General features: G+C 67.7%; 16 protein-coding genes and 7 tRNA genes. 14 read left to right on the top strand and 9 right to left on the bottom strand.

Annotated elements, in window-relative coordinates; genetic code table 11:
• The first annotated feature begins 64 nt into the window (after positions 1-64).
• The 11 genes from FHY09_RS07015 to FHY09_RS06965 all read left to right on the top strand — a co-directional run bounded on the left by FHY09_RS07015 (position 65) and on the right by FHY09_RS06965 (position 10,367).
• Positions 65-553, top strand: coding sequence for an 8-oxo-dGTP diphosphatase (locus tag FHY09_RS07015; RefSeq protein ID WP_166925587.1), 489 nt, complete (start codon positions 65-67; stop codon positions 551-553).
• 273 nt (positions 554-826) lie between these two features.
• Positions 827-1,441, top strand: coding sequence for a CDP-alcohol phosphatidyltransferase family protein (locus FHY09_RS07010; protein WP_166925585.1), 615 nt, complete (start codon positions 827-829; stop codon positions 1,439-1,441).
• Positions 1,442-1,457: 16 nt separating this feature from the next.
• A complete protein-coding gene (gene phaE, locus FHY09_RS07005; protein WP_166925583.1) occupies positions 1,458-2,489 on the top strand; it encodes a class III poly(R)-hydroxyalkanoic acid synthase subunit PhaE in 1,032 nt (343 codons plus the stop codon).
• A complete protein-coding gene (gene phaC, locus FHY09_RS07000; RefSeq protein ID WP_166925581.1) occupies positions 2,486-3,553 on the top strand; it encodes a class III poly(R)-hydroxyalkanoic acid synthase subunit PhaC in 1,068 nt (355 codons plus the stop codon). The genes phaE and phaC overlap by 4 nt, the downstream gene beginning before the upstream one ends.
• Positions 3,550-3,927: a YfeK family protein gene (locus tag FHY09_RS06995; protein WP_166925579.1), complete on the top strand. Its 378-nt coding sequence runs from the start codon at positions 3,550-3,552 to the stop codon at positions 3,925-3,927. Before phaC ends, FHY09_RS06995 begins: the two co-directional genes overlap by 4 nt.
• A 46-nt stretch (positions 3,928-3,973) precedes the next feature.
• Entirely contained in the window at positions 3,974-4,177 is a 204-nt protein-coding gene (locus tag FHY09_RS06990; RefSeq protein WP_166925577.1) for a PspC domain-containing protein, read from the top strand.
• Positions 4,147-4,620, top strand: a complete 474-nt coding sequence (locus tag FHY09_RS06985) for a hypothetical protein (RefSeq protein ID WP_166925575.1) — start codon at positions 4,147-4,149, stop codon at positions 4,618-4,620. The genes FHY09_RS06990 and FHY09_RS06985 overlap by 31 nt, the downstream gene beginning before the upstream one ends.
• 208 nt (positions 4,621-4,828) lie before the next feature.
• A complete protein-coding gene (locus FHY09_RS06980) occupies positions 4,829-5,044 on the top strand; it encodes a hypothetical protein (RefSeq protein ID WP_166925574.1) in 216 nt (71 codons plus the stop codon).
• A gap of 158 nt (positions 5,045-5,202) precedes the next feature.
• The gene (locus tag FHY09_RS06975) at positions 5,203-7,593 is read left to right on the top strand and encodes a Tex family protein (protein ID WP_166925572.1); all 2,391 of its coding nucleotides are present in this window, start codon (positions 5,203-5,205) and stop codon (positions 7,591-7,593) included.
• Between the two features lie 297 nt (positions 7,594-7,890).
• Entirely contained in the window at positions 7,891-10,014 is a 2,124-nt protein-coding gene (locus FHY09_RS06970) for a PAS domain S-box protein (RefSeq protein WP_456362758.1), read from the top strand.
• Between the two features lie 122 nt (positions 10,015-10,136).
• Positions 10,137-10,367 carry a hypothetical protein gene (locus tag FHY09_RS06965; RefSeq protein ID WP_166925567.1) on the top strand — a complete coding sequence of 77 codons (231 nt, stop codon included), beginning with the start codon at positions 10,137-10,139 and terminating at the stop codon, positions 10,365-10,367.
• 53 nt (positions 10,368-10,420) lie between these two features.
• Here FHY09_RS06965 and FHY09_RS06960 read toward each other — a convergent pair.
• The 8 genes from FHY09_RS06960 to FHY09_RS06925 all read right to left on the bottom strand — a co-directional run bounded on the left by FHY09_RS06960 (position 10,421) and on the right by FHY09_RS06925 (position 12,359).
• Positions 10,421-10,506 (bottom strand) — tRNA-Leu (locus FHY09_RS06960).
• A gap of 66 nt (positions 10,507-10,572) precedes the next feature.
• Positions 10,573-11,523 carry an SOS response-associated peptidase family protein gene (locus FHY09_RS06955; RefSeq protein ID WP_166925565.1) on the bottom strand — a complete coding sequence of 317 codons (951 nt, stop codon included), beginning with the start codon at positions 11,521-11,523 and terminating at the stop codon, positions 10,573-10,575.
• A gap of 60 nt (positions 11,524-11,583) precedes the next feature.
• Positions 11,584-11,659, bottom strand: a tRNA-Glu gene (locus tag FHY09_RS06950).
• A gap of 48 nt (positions 11,660-11,707) precedes the next feature.
• Positions 11,708-11,783 (bottom strand) — tRNA-Ala (locus FHY09_RS06945).
• Positions 11,784-11,828: 45 nt separating this feature from the next.
• Positions 11,829-11,904, bottom strand: a tRNA-Glu gene (locus tag FHY09_RS06940).
• A gap of 48 nt (positions 11,905-11,952) precedes the next feature.
• Positions 11,953-12,028 (bottom strand) — tRNA-Ala (locus tag FHY09_RS06935).
• Positions 12,029-12,155: 127 nt separating this feature from the next.
• Positions 12,156-12,231 (bottom strand) — tRNA-Glu (locus FHY09_RS06930).
• A gap of 52 nt (positions 12,232-12,283) precedes the next feature.
• Positions 12,284-12,359: transfer RNA gene (locus FHY09_RS06925), tRNA-Ala, on the bottom strand.
• A 653-nt stretch (positions 12,360-13,012) separates the two neighbouring features.
• Here FHY09_RS06925 and FHY09_RS06920 point away from each other — a divergent pair.
• Positions 13,013-14,065 carry a helix-turn-helix domain-containing protein gene (locus FHY09_RS06920; RefSeq protein WP_166925563.1) on the top strand — a complete coding sequence of 351 codons (1,053 nt, stop codon included), beginning with the start codon at positions 13,013-13,015 and terminating at the stop codon, positions 14,063-14,065.
• 209 nt (positions 14,066-14,274) lie between these two features.
• Positions 14,275-15,096: a thiol:disulfide interchange protein DsbG gene (gene dsbG, locus FHY09_RS06915; RefSeq protein ID WP_166925561.1), complete on the top strand. Its 822-nt coding sequence runs from the start codon at positions 14,275-14,277 to the stop codon at positions 15,094-15,096.
• Between the two features lie 29 nt (positions 15,097-15,125).
• Here dsbG and FHY09_RS06910 read toward each other — a convergent pair whose 3' ends face one another.
• Positions 15,126-15,623, bottom strand: coding sequence for a hypothetical protein (locus tag FHY09_RS06910; RefSeq protein ID WP_166925559.1), 498 nt, complete (start codon positions 15,621-15,623; stop codon positions 15,126-15,128).
• Positions 15,624-15,953: 330 nt separating this feature from the next.
• On the opposite strand from FHY09_RS06910, the gene FHY09_RS06905 reads away from it, so the two are divergent.
• The gene (locus FHY09_RS06905) at positions 15,954-18,743 is read left to right on the top strand and encodes a glycoside hydrolase family 3 protein (RefSeq protein WP_166925557.1); all 2,790 of its coding nucleotides are present in this window, start codon (positions 15,954-15,956) and stop codon (positions 18,741-18,743) included.
• The last annotated feature ends 115 nt before the right edge of the window (positions 18,744-18,858 follow it).

The following is an 18,858-nucleotide window of genomic DNA, read 5'->3' as shown; positions in this document are numbered from 1 at the left end:
CACCGGCGCGGCCCGCCGTTCCACGCCATAATCGTGCGTTCCCCGTCGCCGGATCGCGTCCGTCATGCCGTATACCCCCATCGTTGCCACCCTGGGCTATGTGCTGTCGCCCGACCGGCGCCAGGTTCTGATGATCCACCGCAACACGCGGCCGGGAGACCTCCATCTTGGAAAGTACAACGGGCTGGGCGGCAAGGTGGAGCCTGATGAGGACGTGGCCGCGGGCATGCGCCGGGAAATCCAGGAGGAGGCGGGCATCGACTGCACCGCGATGCGCCTGCGCGGCACGATCAGCTGGCCGGGGTTCGGAAAAGGGGGCGAGGACTGGTTCGGGTTCGTTTTCGTGATCGATGCCTTCGACGGGACCCCCCATGGCGGCAACCACGAGGGCACCCTGGAGTGGGTCGAGCTGACACGGTTGGACACGCTGCCGATGTGGGAGGGCGATCGCCACTTCCTGCCGCTGGTGTTCGACGACGACCCGCGCGCGTTCCACGGGGTGATGCCGTATCGGGACGGGCGGCTGCAGCGATGGCAGTTCACCCGGCTTTGAACGTGGCTGGTCATTCCATCGCCAGTGTCGCAGCGGGTGAGACGGGGTTGTCCACAGGGGGTGTGGATTGTTGGTTGACAAGACTGTGGATAACCTTTGGCGGCCGCCACCCACCAAGCGTGTCAAGATGGATGGTCAAAATTTCACCGCACTTCATGAAATCCATTGCCGACGGTCCCATTCGCAACCTGCGCTGATGCGGAGCGCCCGCGTGGCTGTTGCGCTGCGGCGTGGTCGCGTACTCTGTCAGTCACCGTGCCATCGCGAGCTTCCATGAAACGACACTTCTCCATGCTGCGCGAGTTCCAGCTGGCGGACTGGTTCACACTGGCCAACGCGTTCTGTGGAACCGGCGCCGTGTTCGCGGCCATGCGCTTCCTGCAGGACGGGGCGATGGCCTACCTGTTGTTCGGCATGGCGCTGATCCCGTTGGCTTTCATCTTTGATGCGCTGGATGGGCGCATCGCCCGCTGGCGGCGCTCCAGCTCGACCCTGGGCCGTGAGCTGGATTCGCTGTCGGACATCATTTCCTTCGGCGTGGCCCCGGCTGCACTGGCCTATGCCTGTGGCATGCAGGGCGGCTGGGACTGGCTGGTGCTGAGTTATTTCGTGTGCTGCGGCGTGAGCCGCCTGGCCCGTTACAACGTCACCGCCGAAGCGCTTTCCGAAGGCGGGGACAAGGTGCCGTATTTCGAGGGCACGCCGATCCCGACCAGCCTGCTGCTGGTGATCGTGCTGGCCATCGCAGCGGCCACCGGCGCCATCGGTGCGGACCTGTGGCTGGGCCAGTGGCAGCTGGGCCCGTGGCAGCTGCATCCGCTGGTGCTGCTGTTCGCGCTGTCCGGGTCGCTGATGATCAGCAAGACGCTGCACATCCCCAAGCCGTGACCCGGGGGCGCCGGCCATGAACCACATCCCCCCGGGCGCCGGGCCTTCCGCCTTCGATGCGTTCGTGAGGCAGTGCTTCGGTGCCCCCGGTGAGGCCACGGGACAGGGCGCTGGCGGCAACCCGGCCGACTGGAAACAGGTGCTGGACTGGTGGGCGCAGCTGCTGCCCGAACGCGGCCCCGGCGCGGCCGATGATGCCGTGCGGCGCTTCCGCGAACAGGCCGGCGGCTGGTACGGCACGATGCAGGAGGTCGCTTCCCGCTTCGCCGGCCGTGATACCACCAGTGCCGAGGTCGCGCAGGCCTGGCGTGAGGCGGTACTGGGGCAGGGCAAGGGCGAGGGGCTGCTGCACTGGATGCTGCAGGGCGCGCAGGGCAGCACCGGGGTGCAGGGCAGCGAGGCACTGATCGCCCTGCTGGAGCAGTTGCAGCAGCAGGCGGCGCCGTGGTTGCAGAGCCCGGCCTTCGGGCCGGCGCGCGAGCACCAGGCGCGGTGGCAGCACCTGCTGCGCAGCCAGCAGGCCTTCCAGGCGCATTCGAAGGACTACCTCGCGCAGATGCGCGAGGCACTGGAGGCGGCGTTCGATCTGTTCGAGCAGCGCCTGGCCGAGCACGAACAGCCCGGCACCCAGCTCACCAGCGCGCGCGCGATGTTCGATCTGTGGATCGAGGCGGCCGAGGAGGCCTACGCGAAGGTGGCCCTGTCCGAGGCGTTCCAGAAGGTCTTCGCCGATATGGGCAATGCGCAGATGCGCCTGCGCGCAGCGTTGCAGGAGGAAGTGGAACACGTGTCAGGGCGCCTGGGCCTGCCGACCCGCTCGGAGATGGACACGGCCCACCGCCGCATCGCCGACCTGGAGCGCCAACTGCGACGCCTGCAGGCCAGTGTGGCGCAGCTGGTGCACCGGGAACCGGCACCACCGACGCGTCCGGCACGCACGAAGGCGCCGGCGGCGGCACCGGTGAAGACCCGCGTGAAGTCACCCGCCAAGGCACCGGCGAAGACGGCGGCAGCGAAGCGGGCGCCCGCACGGAAGCCGCGTCCATGAAAGGCCCATTGGGATTCAATGCCGATGATCTGATGCAGGAAACCCTCACCATGCAGCGCAAGCTGATGGAGGGCCTGCAGCTGCTGCCCACAGTGGAGGACGTGGACTATGGCGCGACCGCCCGCGAGGAGATCTGGCGCGATGGACGCGTCGCGCTGTACCGCTTCGTCGGCACCGATGCACCCCAGCAGCGTACGCCGCTGCTGATCGTCTATGCCTTGGTCAACCGGCCGTACATGGTCGACCTGCAGGCTGACCGGTCCCTGGTGCAGCGCCTGCTGGCGCAGGGCCATGATGTGTATGTGCTGGACTGGGGCTACCCGGACCGCTCCGAGCGGTACCTGACCCTGGAGGACTACCTGCTGCGCTACATCGCCGGTGCCGTCGACCATCTGGTGAGCGCCTCCGGCGCGCCGATCAACATGCTCGGCATCTGCCAGGGCGGCGTGTTCGCGCTGTGCTATGCCGCGCTGCGGCAGCATACGCTGGCCAACCTGGTCACGATGGTGACGCCGGTTGATTTCCACACGCCGGACAACATGCTTTCGCACTGGGCCCGCCAGGTCGACGTGGACCTGCTGGTGGACACGCTCGGCAACATCCCCGCCGACCTGATGAATGCCAGTTACCTGATGCTCAAGCCCTTTCGGCTCAACGTGCAGAAGTACGTGGGCCTGCTCGACATCCTCGATGACCGGGCCGCGCTGGAGGATTTCCTGCGCATGGAGAAGTGGATCTTCGATTCGCCGGACCTGGCCGGTGAGACATTCCGTGACTTCATCAAGCAGTTCTACCAGGGCAATGGCCTGATGCATGCAGGCGTGCGCATCGGTGAGGCCACCGTGCAGCTTTCGCAGGTGACACTTCCGGTGCTCAACATCTACGCCGAACAGGACCACCTGGTACCGCCGGATGCCTCGCGTGCGATGCGGGCGCGGATCGGCAGCGCGGACTACACCGAAAGCAGCTTCCGCGGTGGGCACATCGGCATCTATGTCTCCGGCCGCGCGCAGCGCGAGGTTCCCGGGACGATCACGCGCTGGTTGAAGGAACGCTCCGCATGAAGCCCGTTTTCCTGGCATGCCTGGCCATGGCGTCGGCCACGGCCGGGCCGCAGAGTGCGCACGCAGCGCCGAGCGATGCGGCCCGCCGCGAGATTGCGTCGCTGGTGGGCGCGCTGGATGGCTCTCCCTGCCGTTTCCAGCGCAATGGCACCTGGCATGGCGCCGCTGAAGCGCGCGCGCACCTGCAGCGCAAGTACGACTACCTGTTGCGGAAGGACAAAGTGGACACGGCCGAGCAGTTCATCGAACGCGCTGCCAGCCAGAGCAGCATGAGCGGCACGCCGTACCGCATTGCATGCCCCGGGCAGCCTGAGCAGACGGCGGCGGTGTGGTTCGCCGCCAAGCTGCGGGCGTTGCGTCAACGCGCGCCGTAGACAGCGTGCGCGCTAGACTCCGGTTTTGCCTGCCTGGGACTGCTCGATGAACACAACGCCACGCCCCCTCTCGCGTTCGGTCAATGACCGGATGATCGCCGGTGTCATGGGCGGCATCGCCCAGCGCTTCGGCTGGAGTTCCAGCCTGGTACGCATCCTGTTCGTGGTGATTTCGCTCGCCTCGGCCGCGTTTCCCGGCATCCTGGTCTACCTGATCCTATGGCTGCTGATCCCCAACCAGGCCGACTGACGGCCCCCCCGCGCTGGCTCCCAGCCCTGCAGCTGCTGGGCGCGGTATGGACCAGTCCGAACACGATGGTCGGACTGCTCGGTGGCCTGGCGGGCCTGGGCGCCGGTGCACGCATGCACTGGCGTCGCCGCGAGTGTGCACTGGTCTTCGAGCGCTGGCCGTGGGGCCCGGGTGGCGCCATCACGCTGGGCAATGTGATCCTGCACACCGGCGACGACCTCGGCGTGCGCTGCACCACCTACGCGCATCGCGCCGGCGCGCACGGTGAGCCGCTGGTCCGCCTGGAGGACCACGAACGTGCCCACGTGTTCCAGTACCTCGTGCTGGGGCCGCTGTTCCTGCCGCTGTATCTGCTGTGCGGAGGCGTGAGTACACGCAACCGGTTCGAGCGCGCCGCAGACCGCTATGCGGCAAGCGGGCAGGGCTGGTGGCCGTGGCGCTGATGGCTCCCCCTGCGCCGCTGACAGGCGTGCAGGCGCTGCAAAGCTGGCGTCACGGGTCTGCAACAGCCCCCTGCCACGCTTCGTGACGCGCCAGTCAGGTGCGCTCGGCTAGCCTGTCCCTGTTCGGTCATGTGGGGAATTCCTACCGCCGGGCAACGCGCAGCACGATACGGCAACACAGCAGCATGCAAGTGGAGGAATTCATCACATGGCAATCGTTCTTTATGTCGGTGGTAGCAAGGATGGCGACAAGGGTGTGATGCCCTGGGGGTTCAGCAAGTCACAGGCCGACACCCTGCAGGGCCCTGAGATCTACACCGAGCGGTTCATGGAACTGCAGGGTGTGGGCAAGGTGCGCCTGATGGCACTGGAAGGACTGCGCGACGACATCGTCATGCAGCACGCCGCACGCCATTACCGCTGAATGCGGTGACATGAAGGCACCGGCGCGGCCGGTGTCGCGCCAGGCGGATGACGATCGCATCCGCCTGGCCGGAAAGGGTACCGGCACAGACATCGACGCGCCCGGCCCACGCGGCGAGAATGGGGGATCTTTCCGCACAGCGGCTTCGGCCGGAAGCAATGTCAGACTCCAAGCTCGCCCAGCAGATCGCCCAGACCATTGCCGATGAGATCGGCGCCCAGACCGCGCAGACGCGTGCCGCCATCGCACTGCTCGATGAAGGTGCCAGCGTTCCGTTCATCGCGCGCTACCGCAAGGAAGTCACCGGCGGCCTGGACGACACCCAGCTGCGCAACCTCGAAACCCGCCTGACCTACCTGCGCGAGCTCGAAGACCGCCGTGCCGCCGTGCTTTCCAGCATTGAGCAGCAGGGCAAGCTCAGCGACGAACTGCGTGGGGACATCCTTGCCGCCGATACCAAGAGCCGGCTGGAAGACCTGTACCTGCCCTACAAGACCAAGCGCCGCACGCGTGCGCAGATCGCCCGCGAGGCCGGCCTGGAACCCCTGGCCGATGGCCTGCTGGCCGATCCGACGCAGGATCCGCAGGACGCCGCTGCAGCGTTCGTGCACGTGGACAAGGGGGTGGCCGACGCCAAGGCTGCGCTGGAGGGCGCGCGCGCGATCCTGATGGAGCGTTGGGGCGAAGATGCCGCGCTGGTCGGCGAGCTGCGGACGTGGCTGTCCGCCACCGGCGTGATCCGGGCCCGGCTGGCCGAGGGCAAGGAGGCCGAGGGCGCGAAGTACCGCGATTACTTCGATCACGCCGAGGCCCTGGCAAAGATTCCCTCGCACCGGCTGCTGGCGCTGTTCCGCGCCCGGCGCGAGGAGATCCTGTTCCTCGAACTGGAACCGGGCCCCGACCCGGAGGCCGGCAACCGCTACGCGGAGGGCCGCGTGGCCCTGCGCGCGGGCATCGCCGACCAGGGCCGTGCCGCCGACCGCTGGCTGCTCGACGCCTGCCGCCTGGCCTGGCGCGCGAAGCTGCACATGCACCTGATGCTGGACCTGTTCAACCAGGCCCGTGAGAAGGCTGAGGCCGAGGCCATCACGGTGTTCGGCGACAATCTGGTGGACCTGCTGCTGGCCGCACCTGCGGGACCGAAGACCGTGCTCGGCCTCGATCCCGGCATCCGCACCGGCTGCAAGGTCGCGGTGGTCGATGCCACGGGCAAGCTGGTGGCCACCGATACCATCTATCCACACGAGCCTCGCCGGCAATGGGAACAGTCGCTGCAGACGCTCAGGCAACTGTGCGTGCGGCACGGCGTGGCGTTGATCGCGATCGGCAATGGCACGGCCAGCCGCGAGACCGACAAGCTGGCCGGTGAAGTGATCGCCGCGCTGGCCTCCGCGGCGGGGGCGGCGGCGCCGCAGAAGATCGTGGTGAGTGAAGCGGGCGCCTCTGTGTATTCGGCGTCCGAACTGGCGGCCAGGGAATTTCCCGAACTGGATGTGTCGATCCGGGGTGCGGTCTCCATCGCGCGCCGCCTGCAGGATCCGCTGGCCGAACTGGTGAAGATCGAGCCCAAGGCCATCGGCGTGGGGCAGTACCAGCATGACGTGGACCAGTACCGGCTGGCCCGTGCCCTCGAAGCCCGCGTGGAGGACTGCGTCAACGCGGTCGGCGTGCAGGTCAACACCGCCTCGGCGGCGCTGCTGGCGCGGGTTTCCGGGCTGTCCTCGACGGTGGCCGAGAACATCGTGCGGCACCGCGACGACAACGGCCCGTTCAAGCGCCGCCGGGATCTGCTGAAGGTGCCGCGGCTGGGCGAGAAGACCTTCGAGCAGTGCGCCGGTTTCCTGCGCATCGCCGACGGTGACCAGCCGCTGGACGCCTCTTCAGTGCATCCAGAGGCTTACCCGGTGGTGGAGCGGATCGTGGCCGCCACCGCGCGCCCGATAAAGGCGCTGATCGGCGATGGCGCGTTCCTGCGCGGGCTCCGGCCCGAGCAGTTCACCGATGACACCTTCGGCGTGCCCACGGTGCGTGACATCCTCAAGGAGCTGGAGAAGCCCGGCCGTGACCCGCGCCCGGAGTTCAAGGCCGCGCGCTTTGCCGAGGGCGTGGAGGACATCAAGGACCTGCGCGAAGGCATGGTGCTGGAAGGGGTGGTCAGCAACGTGGCGGCGTTCGGTGCGTTTGTCGACATCGGCGTGCACCAGGACGGCCTGGTCCACATTTCCGCGCTCTCGGACACGTTCGTCAAGGATCCCCGTGACGTGGTCAAGGCCGGCGACATCGTCAAGGTCAAGGTGCTGGAGGTGGACGTGGCACGCAAGCGCATCGCACTCACCCGGCGGCTTGACGACGTGCCGGGGCAGGCCGCGCGCCGGCCGGGGGCACGTGACGAGCGCGCGGCGGGCGCGCCGGGTCGCGACACCGGCCGTGCCGGGGCCGCTGCCGGGAGGGCGGCAGGCGGCAAAGGCGGCCAGGCACGCGATAAACCGGTGTCGGCGCCGGCCAACAACGCGCTGGCCGACGCGTTTGCCCGCGCCCGTCGCAGCTGACGCCCGGTTCCCCGTCCACGGACGGGGCGCCCGCGGGCTGCCCCATCAACGGTATTTACGGTGCACGCTACTATGATCACATTGGTGATTGAATAGGCGACCTGGGCAGCGTCCCGTGCGTGCGGAGGCGAGGATGAGGGTCATATCAGCGGGCAGGAGCGGGAGCGCTATCGGGCGATGCACGATGGCAGGCCGAAGGATGGCCCCGCAGTGACCACCGAGCCCTGCCTGCCCGGCAACCCGGTGACCGGGTCGAGCGAGGCGCCGGCGTCTGCCGATCCGGCGGCGCGGTCGCTCGTGCGCGCCCGGCGCCTGGAAATGATCGTCGACGGCATCGACGCCGGGACCTGGGAGTGGAACCCTCAGACCGGCGAAATGTGGGTCAACGAGCGCTGGGCACAGATCGTCGGCTACTCGCTGGAGGAGCTGCAGCCGATCACCGCCGAGACCTTCGAGTGGCTGGTGCATCCAGACGACCTGGCGCGTTCGGACGAGGCGCTGCAGGCGCATTTCGACGGCCAGGTCCCGGCCTACGAATGCCTGGTGCGCATGCGCCACCGCCATGGGCACTGGGTCTGGGTCCAGGACCGCGGCAAGGTGCAGCAGCGTGACCGCCAGGGACGTCCGGTGTGGATGGCCGGCGCGCACGCCGACATCAGCGATCTGCAGCAGGCCCGCCAGGACGTGGCCGGTGCGCAGCAGCGGCTGCAGTCGATCCTCGATGCCTCTGACGAGGTGGCGGTGATCGTGATGGACACCTTCGGGGTGATCACCCTGTTCAACACCGGCGCAGAACGCCTGCTGGGCTATGCCGCCGGCGAGGTGCTGGGCAGCATGGAGCCAGCGCGCTTCCACGACCCGGTGGAAGTGGACGTTTTCCTGCGGGCGCAGCCCGCCGAAGAGCGGGTCGGCGGCCTGTTCGGTTACATGGCGCGGCGCGCGCGCGACCAATCCTGGTCGCGGCAGTGGACGTTCGTGCGCAAGGACGGGCAGCGGCGCCAGGTCAGCCTGTCGGTCAGCGCGGTGCGCGACAGCGACGGCCTCGTAAACGGCTTTGTCAGCATGGCCATGGACCTCACCCAGGTGCTGCAGGCGCGGGCCGAAGCCCGCCTTGCCGAAGAGAAGTTCGCAGGTGCCTTCACCTCCGCCGCGCTGGGCATGGCACTGGTCTCGGTGGATGGCCGCTGGCTGGACGTCAACGATTCGCTGTGCCGCATCCTCGGCTATTCGCGCGCTGAGCTGCTGCAGACCGATTTCCAGCGCCTGACCCACCCCGATGACCTGCACACCGACCTGCTCCTGGTGCAGGATCTGCTGGCCGGCCGGCGCGCGCATTACCATCTTGAGAAGCGCTATTTCAGCCGCGATGGCGGGGTGATCTGGGCGCGCCTTTCCGTCTCGCTGGTGCGCAGCGAGCAGGGCGAGCCGTTGCATTTCGTGTCGCAGATCCAGGACATCACCGCCCAGCGGGCCAGCGAGCAGCGGCTGCACGAAACCGAACAGCGCAGCCGGATCACGCTCGATGCGGTGGCCGATCTGGTGCTCAGCGTGAACCTGGACGGACGCATCGAGTACGCCAATGCGGCGGCCCAGCGTGCGCTGGGGGAGGGCGGTGAGGCCTCGCTGGTGGGGCGTCGCGTGGACGATGTCATGCAGCTCACCACCGAGTACGCGCCCCTGTCCCGGCTAGACAACGCCGTGCTTCTGGATCCGGAAAGCAATGCCGTGGATCTGCAGGCGGACCTGTTGCTGATGCAGGGCGGGGAGGGCGTTCCAGTGGACGTCACGCAGGCGTGGCTGCGCGAGGATGACGGTCGCCTGCGGGGCGCGGTATGGGTGCTGCGCAATGTCACCCAGCAGCGTGCACGCCAGCGCGAGGCCCGGCAGCTGGCCGAGATCGATCCGCTGACCGACCTGGCCAACCGCCGCGGCTTCGAGGCGCACCTGCGCCAGGCCATCGTCCATATCGAGCGGACCGGCCAGGCCGCCACGCTGATGTTCATCGACCTGGACCGGTTCAAGCCGGTCAACGACACCTGGGGCCACCTGGCTGGCGATGCCGTGCTGTGGGCGGTGGCTTCGGCGCTGCGCGCGGCCGTACGTGACTCGGACGTCGTCGCGCGGCTGGGTGGCGACGAGTTCGCGGTGATCCTGGCGGGCTGTTCGCTGCTCCGCGCGCGTCGTATCGGCCAGGAGCTGCTGCATGCGATCAGTACCGTGGCCGTGCCGTGGGAGGGCGAAGTGATCCGGATCGGCTGCAGCATCGGCATCGCCGCGATCGCGGCGGGGATGGGCGTGGAAGATGCCGTGGCGGCGGCCGATGCCCAGTGCTATCGCGCCAAGGCGGCGGGCCGGAACACGGTGCGCTCCGAGTCCAGTGGCATGTCGTCGTTGCCGGACGAGCTGCCGGACGCGCCCTGATGATGGGGCGACCGGCGAACCGCCAGTTCGGCATCCGCCCCCAGGCGTGAGCGTCGCAGGATCTGAGAGCGGCGCCGTGGACACTGGGCGTCTCTCGGATACGACGGAAAGGATGGCACAGGATGGTTCTGGATCTGGATCGCAGGGTGCTGCGCGCCTATCTGCCGGCGACCGCTTGCTGGCTCGTGGCCGCCGTCTCACTGGCGGTGCTGGAACGGCTGCCGGGCGAGCCCGCCTCGGACGCACTGGCGCAGGGCCTGCGCCTGTTCGTGGTCGCTGCGCTGATGGCCATGCTGGTACAGGGTGGGTGGGTCAGCTGGCGGCTGTGGCAACGGCGCGCGCCACAGGGCTGAGCGGGGCCGGATACAGGAAAGCCAGGCACGTGGCCTGGCTTTCATTCCATCACTGGTGCCGGTGAAAGGACTCGAACCTTCATGGGGTCACCCCCGGCTGATTTTGAGTCAGCTGCGTATACCATTCCGCCACACCGGCAGGGTGGTCGCGTAGTGTAAACAAAAGCCACGCACAGGTGTAGTGCGCAAGCTTCGCGCCGTGGCCTCAGGCTGCCACGTGCCAGACGTAGCCGATGTCCTCGCGGTCATCGAGGATGCGGTACTGCGCGGCCAGGTCGGCCGGATCGGGGTTCAGCCATGCCTCCAGATGCGCTTCGCGTATCGGGACGATGCCGCGGTCATGTCCGGTCGCCGCGACGTCCGGTGGAGGCACGTCGGTGATTGCGGCGAACGAGAGCAGGCGGCCTTCCGGGCCTTCCCATTCGGCCCACAGGCAGGCGATCAACAGGTCGCGACGCGGCTCCGGGTGGAACTCGAGCACGACATCGGCGCTGTCGTCCCCCGTCGTCGGCAACGGCAGGCCGGCGCGCGGAACGTGTTCGAAGAACGATTGGACCACCATCACGCCGTGGCGGTGGCCGAATGCGCCGGACCAGTAGCCTTCCAGGCTGTCCCTTCGGGCATTGTAGGTCCCCGGGTAAAGCGCGTCGGCGCGTGCGGCCTTGTCTGGAAGGCGGCACTGGTAGCGCATCGGCACCAGCGTGCGCCGGCCCTGCCTGGAAACCATGACTGGCGCGTACATCCCGGGAAAAATCCGGCTGTCGCGTGGCAGCGACTGGCTGCGCTGCAGATCGTCCAGCCGCGCCTGTGCGCGTTGGATGCGGTTGCTGGCGATGCGCAGCTCGTTGTGCGCCTTCCGGGTGGGGCGATGTGCCAACGCGGCCTGTGCATGGGCGCGGCGCTGCTGTTGCTGGTGCAGTTCGGCCTCCAGTTCGGCCTGTTCCAACGCATGCCAGTGCTGGATCATCGCCACGATGTCCTGTCCGGTCGCCGTACGCGCACCGTGGAAGCCGTCGTCCATCGCTTTGGGCGTCTTCGGCCGCTTCTTGCCAGGATCAGCCATGTACAGCTGCGCGAACTCGTCCAGCGACATCGTCGCGCCATAGTGGCGGACCAGCTTGGCGTAGTCGGCGCGGATCTGGGCGGAATAGCACATCCCGGCAGTTTATCGCAGGCAACGCAAAACCCCGGCCGAAGCCGGGGTCCTGGTTGAAACTGGCGTCCCCACGGGGATTCGAACCCCGGTCGCCACCGTGAAAGGGTGATGTCCTAGGCCTCTAGACGATGGGGACGCACGAAAACTTCAAGTTGTGGAACCTTCGACGGCCTAATGTCGAAAGTGGTGGAGCCAAGCGGGATCGAACCGCTGACCTCCTGCATGCCATGCAGGCGCTCTCCCAGCTGAGCTATGGCCCCACGTAACGCTGCGATGACCTGATGGGTCAGGTGACCGTTTGAAACTGGCGTCCCCACGGGGATTCGAACCCCGGTCGCCACCGTGAAAGGGTGATGTCCTAGGCCTCTAGACGATGGGGACGCACGAAAACTTCAGGTTGTAGAACCTTCGACGGCCTAATGTCGAAAGTGGTGGAGCCAAGCGGGATCGAACCGCTGACCTCCTGCATGCCATGCAGGCGCTCTCCCAGCTGAGCTATGGCCCCGTGTTACCGAGCCGCCAATCATACCGTCCGATTCACGTTTGTGGAAGCTTTTTCTGCTTCCCGCTGACCGGCCAGTGGGCGGTGCATCGTGCGCTCCCTTCGAGGGGGAAAACACAGTGCAGATGAGTGGCGTCCCCACGGGGATTCGAACCCCGGTCGCCACCGTGAAAGGGTGATGTCCTAGGCCTCTAGACGATGGGGACGCATGACTCATCAATTGGTTCGCGACCTTCCGACGGCCTAAAGCCGGAAGTTTGGTGGAGCCAAGCGGGATCGAACCGCTGACCTCCTGCATGCCATGCAGGCGCTCTCCCAGCTGAGCTATGGCCCCACGTCGCTGAGGAGCGAGATAATAGCCATGGGGGTCGTACTTGGCAAGCGCTTGTTGCACGCCCGGTGGAGCCATCGCGCGACCGTGCAGCGTGCGCATGCATCTCATCCGGAGTGGACGCGCGGGAGGCATCTGCAGCATCTGGCAGATATCCCCGCCCCGAGGCTGGCGTGGCCGCCGGACGCAAATGACGCGGCCTATGTATTTCCTCGTTGTGCGCACCGACTGGCAATCCCTGGGGGATCCCTGTCCACGCGACGGTGCAAGGTGGCGCGCAATGCGGCACCGAAGGCCAGAAGTCGTCTGCCGGGGACGGGGGCCGCTTTTCCTCTCGCGTGTAGGAAAACCGGAAGGACATCGCCTCTACGTTGAGCGATGGATCACAGTTCTCGTCCTTCGCTGCCAAAAAGCGTGCAGATCAAGTCATAGCGACGCGACGTCGTTGGCGAATGTTCATGCAGGCACTTCCATTTGCGACAACTAGACGGCCGTCACAACTCGCGGGCATCTGCGCCAGATTGACCCAAGACGTTGACGCAGATTGCAGCTTTCTTCATAGCCGCCGCCTGTCCACGGTTCCTACCCTTCAGCCACCGAAGAGTCACGCCGTCAATCGGCCTGGTTCTTTTCGTGGAAGCAACAGGAGGATGCAGATGGACGCACACAAGAACGACCTGACTGAAATCGCGGTGGTTGAATATCCGGGTGCCGATCCATCGGCAGCCTCCATGCTTGCGGAGATGGCCCATGTCGGCAACCGCTTGGCACAGCAGCAGGGCAGGCGCTCGGCGCGGATCCTGGTGTCGCGCTGGGTGATGGGGTCCGATGGCGGCGGTCCGCAGCGCATGGCAGGCGCCGAGCTGCTGGAAGCTACTGTGCCGGCGGTCATCGCATTACCCGGGCAGGTCAGCCAGAGCGCGCCGTTCCGTGACGAAACGGTACTGCTGGACTGGCTGAGTGCCCATTACGACGGCGGCAGTCTGCTTGCCGCGTCGAACGAGGGCGTCGGCGTGCTGGCGCGCGCTGGGCTGCTGGCCGGCCGGACCGTCTCCGGTCCGGAGTTGAGCCGCCACCCGGGGCTGGCCGGGCAGTCGCCGAGCTGGGTGCCGAGCGAGCGTTCGCTGGTGGACGACGGTGACCTGCTGACGGTCTCCGGCGTGCAGGCCTGGCGTTTCCTCGGCCTGCGCCTGGTGTACCGCGTGCATGGGCAGGGCGTCATGACCGCCGTCGCGCAGCAGCAGGGCATCGTGATTCCCGCAGGCATCCAGCAGGATCTGGAGCGCTTCAGCGCCAACTTCGCCCATGGCGACCGCGATGTCCTGAAGGCGCAGCGCTGGTTGCACACCACCGCCGCCCGGGGCGCCACCCTCGGTGCGATCTGCCAGGCCTCCGGCCTGGAGCCGCGCACGTTGCAGCGCCGCTTCCTGAAGGCCACCGGCCTGCGCCCCATCGAATACTGCCAGCGCCTGCGCATTGCCAAGGCGCAACTGCTGCTGCAGCAGGGCGGGGCCATCGATGAGGTCGCATGGGGTGTCGGCTATGCCGACCAGAGCGCATTCCGCCGCCTGTTCCTGCGCATCGTCGGCATGACGCCGGCAACGTATCGCAGGATGGTCTCGGGCAAGCTGCGCGACCGCAGCGGCGCGGCCGCCCCGCAGCCGGCCCCGGTGCCCGGCCTGGGTACGCCGGTACGCCACGCGGCCTGACGGCGTTGACGTCTGCGGTGAGCGGGGACGTCCGTCCTTGCCGGACCTGCACGATGGAGCGTCGACGTTGACACGTCCTGGGCCAGTACCCGCTGTCGTGGGTACTGGCCCTGCCATGTCCGCCCACGCGCGCTCGGCGCCTGGCCCGCGAACGACCACAAATGCCACGGGCTGCGTTAGCCTGCGCTGGCATTCCTCCAGGAGTTCCCATGTCGATTTTCCTGCGCGCTGCTCCGGCGGCGCTGACATTCCCGCTGCTGCTGGCCCTGTCGGCCTGTGGCCAGGCGCAATCCCCGCAAGCGCCTGCCGCTGCCGCGACCACGGCGAGCAAGGGGGCCCGTCCCGATGTCCTCAAAGGCATCGAAAAGCATGGCTTCGAGGTCGTCGGTGAGTTCGACGCGCCCGGCAACCTGCGTGGCTTTGCAGGCATCGTGGGCGGGCAGCAGCCTGCCGCCGCCTACGTCACTGCCGATGGCAAGCATGTGCTGGTCGGCAGCCTGTTCGATGCCGAGGGCAACGACGTAGCGCGCGAGACGCTGGAAAAGACCGTCGCCGGACCGATGACGACCAAGACATGGGCGGCCCTGGAAAACAGTGCATGGGTAGCCGATGGCAAGGCCGACGCGCCGCGCGTCGTCTACACCTTCAGCGACGCCAACTGCCCGTACTGCCACCGTTTCTGGGAAGCGGCGCGGCCGTGGGTCAACGACGGCAAGGTCCAGCTGCGCCACATCATGGTTGGCGTGATCCGTGAGGACAGCCCCGGCAAGGCGGCGGCGATCCTCTCCGCCAAGGATCCGTCGGCGGCGCTGTTGAAGAACGAGACGAGCTTCCAGACCGGTGGCATCAAGCCGGTGGAAATCAGTGCCGAGGTGGCGGGAAAGCTGGAGGCGAACCAGCGGCTGATGGGTGAACTGGGCTTCCAGGGTACGCCGGCGATCCTGTTCAAGGACGCGGCGGGCGTCCTGCAGCGTCGTTCGGGCATGCCGCAGGGCGCGGACATGCTGCAGGTGATGGGCGAGGCGAAGTAGGCCGCCGCACGGTCAGCGCCGCGGTTCACTCAGGGCGCGGCGTTGGCCCCCGGTCGCACGAAGTAGGTGTGCCCGATGTCATCGACGAACATCAGCTCCGGCGCGCCCTGCCAGGAGGTGAGCATCGCACCGGCACGATTTTGGTGCTTGAGCGTTAGCGTGGCGCCACGATCGGGACTTGCGACCACTTTGAACACTTCAGTCGCGCCGTTGGCGTCGTTGAGCATCAACATCGCCTCGCCGCCGACGTCGGCAGTGCCGTAGCCCCCTCGTTCTGCGCCGTCAGGGCCCAACAGCAACAAGCCGGTGAAGCCCTCCGGCCGCTGCGTTCTGCCGGCGCTGTCAGCGGGCAGCGGGGCGCCGAGGACCATGCGCTGCTGGCCGTGCACATCGCGGATGACCAGCCCGCGCGCTTCGATCACCCGCTGCGGCGATTGCTGCGCGTGCTGCTGCCAGGCGTTCCAGCCGGAGGCGAGCAGCGCGAGCGAGGACATCGCGAGGGTCGAGAGAGTGAGTGCGCGCGTCATGCTCAGCTTCCTTCCTTGGAATGAGCGCGGAACGATAGCCGAAGCGCTGCTTGTTGACCATCGGACGATGGCATTGGGCCACGACACGACCGGCCGGAAGCGGCGTTGGTTGACAGCAACGAAGCCGGTGAACGACTCTTTGCAGGCTGACCGCACTGCGGTCGTGCGAATGGGCTGATACGCCGGACGGAGGGGTCCGCGCGCAAACCCGGACGCATCCTGCCCTCCCGCCGCTGCGATGCAGTGCGTGGGTACGGCTGGCGCTGCTCCCTCTGGCGGCACCCCTTTGCAGGACCGATTGCAGATGCATCGGTATGAAGACGCCCGTCGATGAAAACGTTTACAAAGCAGGTTTCGCTGGCCTCCGCCATTGCCCTGGCCCTCGCTGTACCGGCCTGGGCCGCGCCGCAGGTGCCGGCCTTTACGGTGGTTGATTTCGCGCAGGCCCCCCGTGCCGAGGATGTCGGCGTGCTCGCCGCACAGATCCCCGCGCTGGATGCCGATGCCATCCGCGTGCAGGGCGTGGAGCGCGGTGCCGCTGCCATCGATCCGCTGCAGGGCCTGGCCGACACGCTCGGCTATGCCTACCAGTTCGTCGGCGGTACGCCCGACGCGAGCGGGACCACGCGTGGCCAGGTGCTGCTGAGCCGCCTGCCGATCCAGGCGGTGGATGGCCCGCACCGGGGAGCGCAGCGCTATCTGCGTGTGGCCGATGGCCGACACGTGACGGCGGTCTACCTCAACGACGCGCCGGACGACGCAGCGCAGATCGATACGTTGATCGCATCGACGATCCTCGATGCGCCCGCAGTGGTGCTGGGTGCCGGGCCGGGCGCGGCAGCCGGTTTCAGCCCTGCACCGGTCAAGCAGATGAGCATGTCCGGGTTTGCCTCGGCCGAGCAGAAAACGCTGCGTCTCAAGGGCGCCGACGGCAAGCCGCTGAAGGCCACGCAGGTGGTGCTGGACTACCGGCCCGACGTCGGCGGCGAGCGTCCGTGGATGGACACGGCACTCAATGCCGACGAGCGCGCGCGCCTGCTGCTGGGGCAGATGACCCAGGACGAGAAATTCCAGATGCTGCGCAGCTACTTCGGTCTGGGCAAGGATGGCGGCCCGCTGCCGGAAGGTGCGGTGGGGTCGGCCGGCTTCGTGCCCGGCGTGGCGCGCCTGGGAATCCCCGCGCAGCAGTCGGCGGATGCCGGCGTTGGGGTGACCAATCCCGGTGGCATCCGTCCGGGCGATTTCGCCACCGCCATGCCGTCGGGCCCCTCCACGGCCTCTACGTGGAACCGTGAGGTGGCCTACCAGGGCGGCGCGACCATGGGCCGCGAAGCGTGGCAGCAGCGCTTCAACATCCTGCTCGGCGGCAGCGTGAACCTGCAGCGCGATCCGCGCAATGGCCGCAACTTCGAGTATGCCGGCGAAGACCCGCTGCTGGCCGGCGTGCTGGTGGGTGAGTCGATCCGTGGCATCCAGAGCCAGCACGTGATCTCCACCATGAAGCACTACGCGCTCAACGACATGGAGACGCGGCGCAATTTCCACAGCACCGATCTGGAACAGCAGCCGATGCACGAGTCGGACCTGCTGGCGTTCGAGATCTCGATGGAGGTGGGCAAGCCCGGCTCGGCGATGTGCTCGTACAACAAGATCAACGGTATCTACGGCTGCGAACACGATTACCTGATGAACCAGGTGCTCAAGCAGGAATGGAAGTTCCCCGGTTTCGTAATGTCCGACTGGGGCGGCGTGCACAGCGGATCCAAGGCGGCGCTGGCGGGGCTCGACCAGCAGTCGGCTGGCGAGGTGTTCGACGCCACCACGTTCTTCGACGCGCCGCTGCGGCTGGCCGTTGCCGGTGGCGTGGTGCCGCAGGCGCGCCTGGATGACATGGTCACGCGCATCCTGCGGACGATGTTCCTGCACGGCAATTTCGACAATCCGCCGCAGCATCTGAAGATCGACGTGGAGGCCGGCTATGCGGCGGCCCAGCGCACGGTGGAAGAGGGCAGTGTGTTGCTGCGCAACGAGGGCGATCTGCTGCCGCTGGGCACTGCGGCCAAGCGCATCGTGATCATCGGCGGGCACGCGGACAAGGGCGTGATCGGCGGCGGTGGTTCTTCCATGGTGGGCGTGACCGCCAAGGGCACCAGCGCCGTGACCGGCGTGATGCCCACCACGTGGCCGGGCCCGGTGATGTTCCATCCGTCCTCGCCGCTGGACGCGCTTCGCGCGGAACGTCCGGATGCGGACATCCAGTATCTGGATGGGCGCAACCTGGCCGCTGCCGCGCGCGCGGCGGCGCAGGCGGACGTGGCGATCGTGTTCGCCACGCAGTGGTCGGCCGAGTCTGTCGATCTGCCTGACATGAAGCTGCCCGACAACCAGGACGCGCTGATCGCAGCGGTGGCCCGGGCCAACGCGAAGACCGTGGTGGTACTGGAAACCAATGGTCCGGTGCGCATGCCGTGGCTGCAGCGCGTGCCGGCGGTGCTGCAGGCCTGGTATCCGGGCATCCGCGGTGGCGAGGGCATCGCCGCGCTGCTCACCGGCAAGGCAAACCCCTCCGGCCGCCTGCCGGTAACATGGGTGGTGGATGAATCACAGCTGCCGCGCCCCCACGTGCCGGGGCTGGGTTTCAATCCGAAGGAAACGCCCGTGGACACCTTCGATTTCAATATCGAAGGGGCCAATGTCGGCTACAAATGGGCCGCGCTGAAGGGCCTGCCGCCCACCTACGCGTTCGGGCATGGCTTGTCCTACACCTCGTTCACCTACGACAACCTGACGGTGAACGTGGAGGGCCAGCGCCTGGTGGCCAGCGTGCAGGTGCGCAACAGCGGCGCGCGCGCCGGCGCCGACGTCGCTCAGCTGTACCTGAAGCTGCCGGCGGGCAGCACCACGCCGATCCGACTGGTCGGGTTCGAGAAGGTGCAGCTGCAGCCGGGCGAACAGCGCACGCTGCGGATCGAGGCGGAGCCGAAGACGCTGGCCAGTTTCGACGCGCAGGCGCGGCAGTGGAAGATTGCGCCGGGTACGTACCAGATCCAGCTGGGGCGCACAGCGGCCGAACCGCTGCAGAGCGTGGATGTGCAGCTCACCGGGACCGTGCTGCGCTGAGGACGAGGGTCGTGGGGGGGGGGGGGGGGGGCCCCCGGGGGGGGGGGGGGGGGCGCGGGGGGGGGGGGGGGCGGCCCGGGGGGCGCCCCCCCCCCCCCCGGGGGGCCCCCGGACG

Source organism: Xanthomonas sp. 60, assembly GCF_011761925.1.
This window is presented reverse-complemented; position numbering and strand designations above follow the sequence as displayed.

Bases quoted from the DNA above. Each gene is read 5' to 3' on its own strand.
- FHY09_RS07015 (WP_166925587.1), top strand. From the start codon at position 65: ATGCCGTATACCCCCATCGTTGCCACCCTGGGCTATGTGCTGTCGCCC.
- FHY09_RS07010 (WP_166925585.1), top strand. From the start codon at position 827: ATGAAACGACACTTCTCCATGCTGCGCGAGTTCCAGCTGGCGGACTGG.
- phaE (WP_166925583.1), top strand. From the start codon at position 1,458: ATGAACCACATCCCCCCGGGCGCCGGGCCTTCCGCCTTCGATGCGTTC.
- phaC (WP_166925581.1), top strand. From the start codon at position 2,486: ATGAAAGGCCCATTGGGATTCAATGCCGATGATCTGATGCAGGAAACC.
- FHY09_RS06995 (WP_166925579.1), top strand. From the start codon at position 3,550: ATGAAGCCCGTTTTCCTGGCATGCCTGGCCATGGCGTCGGCCACGGCC.
- FHY09_RS06990 (WP_166925577.1), top strand. From the start codon at position 3,974: ATGAACACAACGCCACGCCCCCTCTCGCGTTCGGTCAATGACCGGATG.
- FHY09_RS06985 (WP_166925575.1), top strand. From the start codon at position 4,147: ATGGCTGCTGATCCCCAACCAGGCCGACTGACGGCCCCCCCGCGCTGG.
- FHY09_RS06980 (WP_166925574.1), top strand. From the start codon at position 4,829: ATGGCAATCGTTCTTTATGTCGGTGGTAGCAAGGATGGCGACAAGGGT.
- FHY09_RS06975 (WP_166925572.1), top strand. From the start codon at position 5,203: ATGTCAGACTCCAAGCTCGCCCAGCAGATCGCCCAGACCATTGCCGAT.
- FHY09_RS06965 (WP_166925567.1), top strand. From the start codon at position 10,137: ATGGTTCTGGATCTGGATCGCAGGGTGCTGCGCGCCTATCTGCCGGCG.
- FHY09_RS06955 (WP_166925565.1), bottom strand. From the start codon at position 11,523: ATGTGCTATTCCGCCCAGATCCGCGCCGACTACGCCAAGCTGGTCCGC.
- FHY09_RS06920 (WP_166925563.1), top strand. From the start codon at position 13,013: ATGGACGCACACAAGAACGACCTGACTGAAATCGCGGTGGTTGAATAT.
- dsbG (WP_166925561.1), top strand. From the start codon at position 14,275: ATGTCGATTTTCCTGCGCGCTGCTCCGGCGGCGCTGACATTCCCGCTG.
- FHY09_RS06910 (WP_166925559.1), bottom strand. From the start codon at position 15,623: ATGACGCGCGCACTCACTCTCTCGACCCTCGCGATGTCCTCGCTCGCG.
- FHY09_RS06905 (WP_166925557.1), top strand. From the start codon at position 15,954: ATGAAAACGTTTACAAAGCAGGTTTCGCTGGCCTCCGCCATTGCCCTG.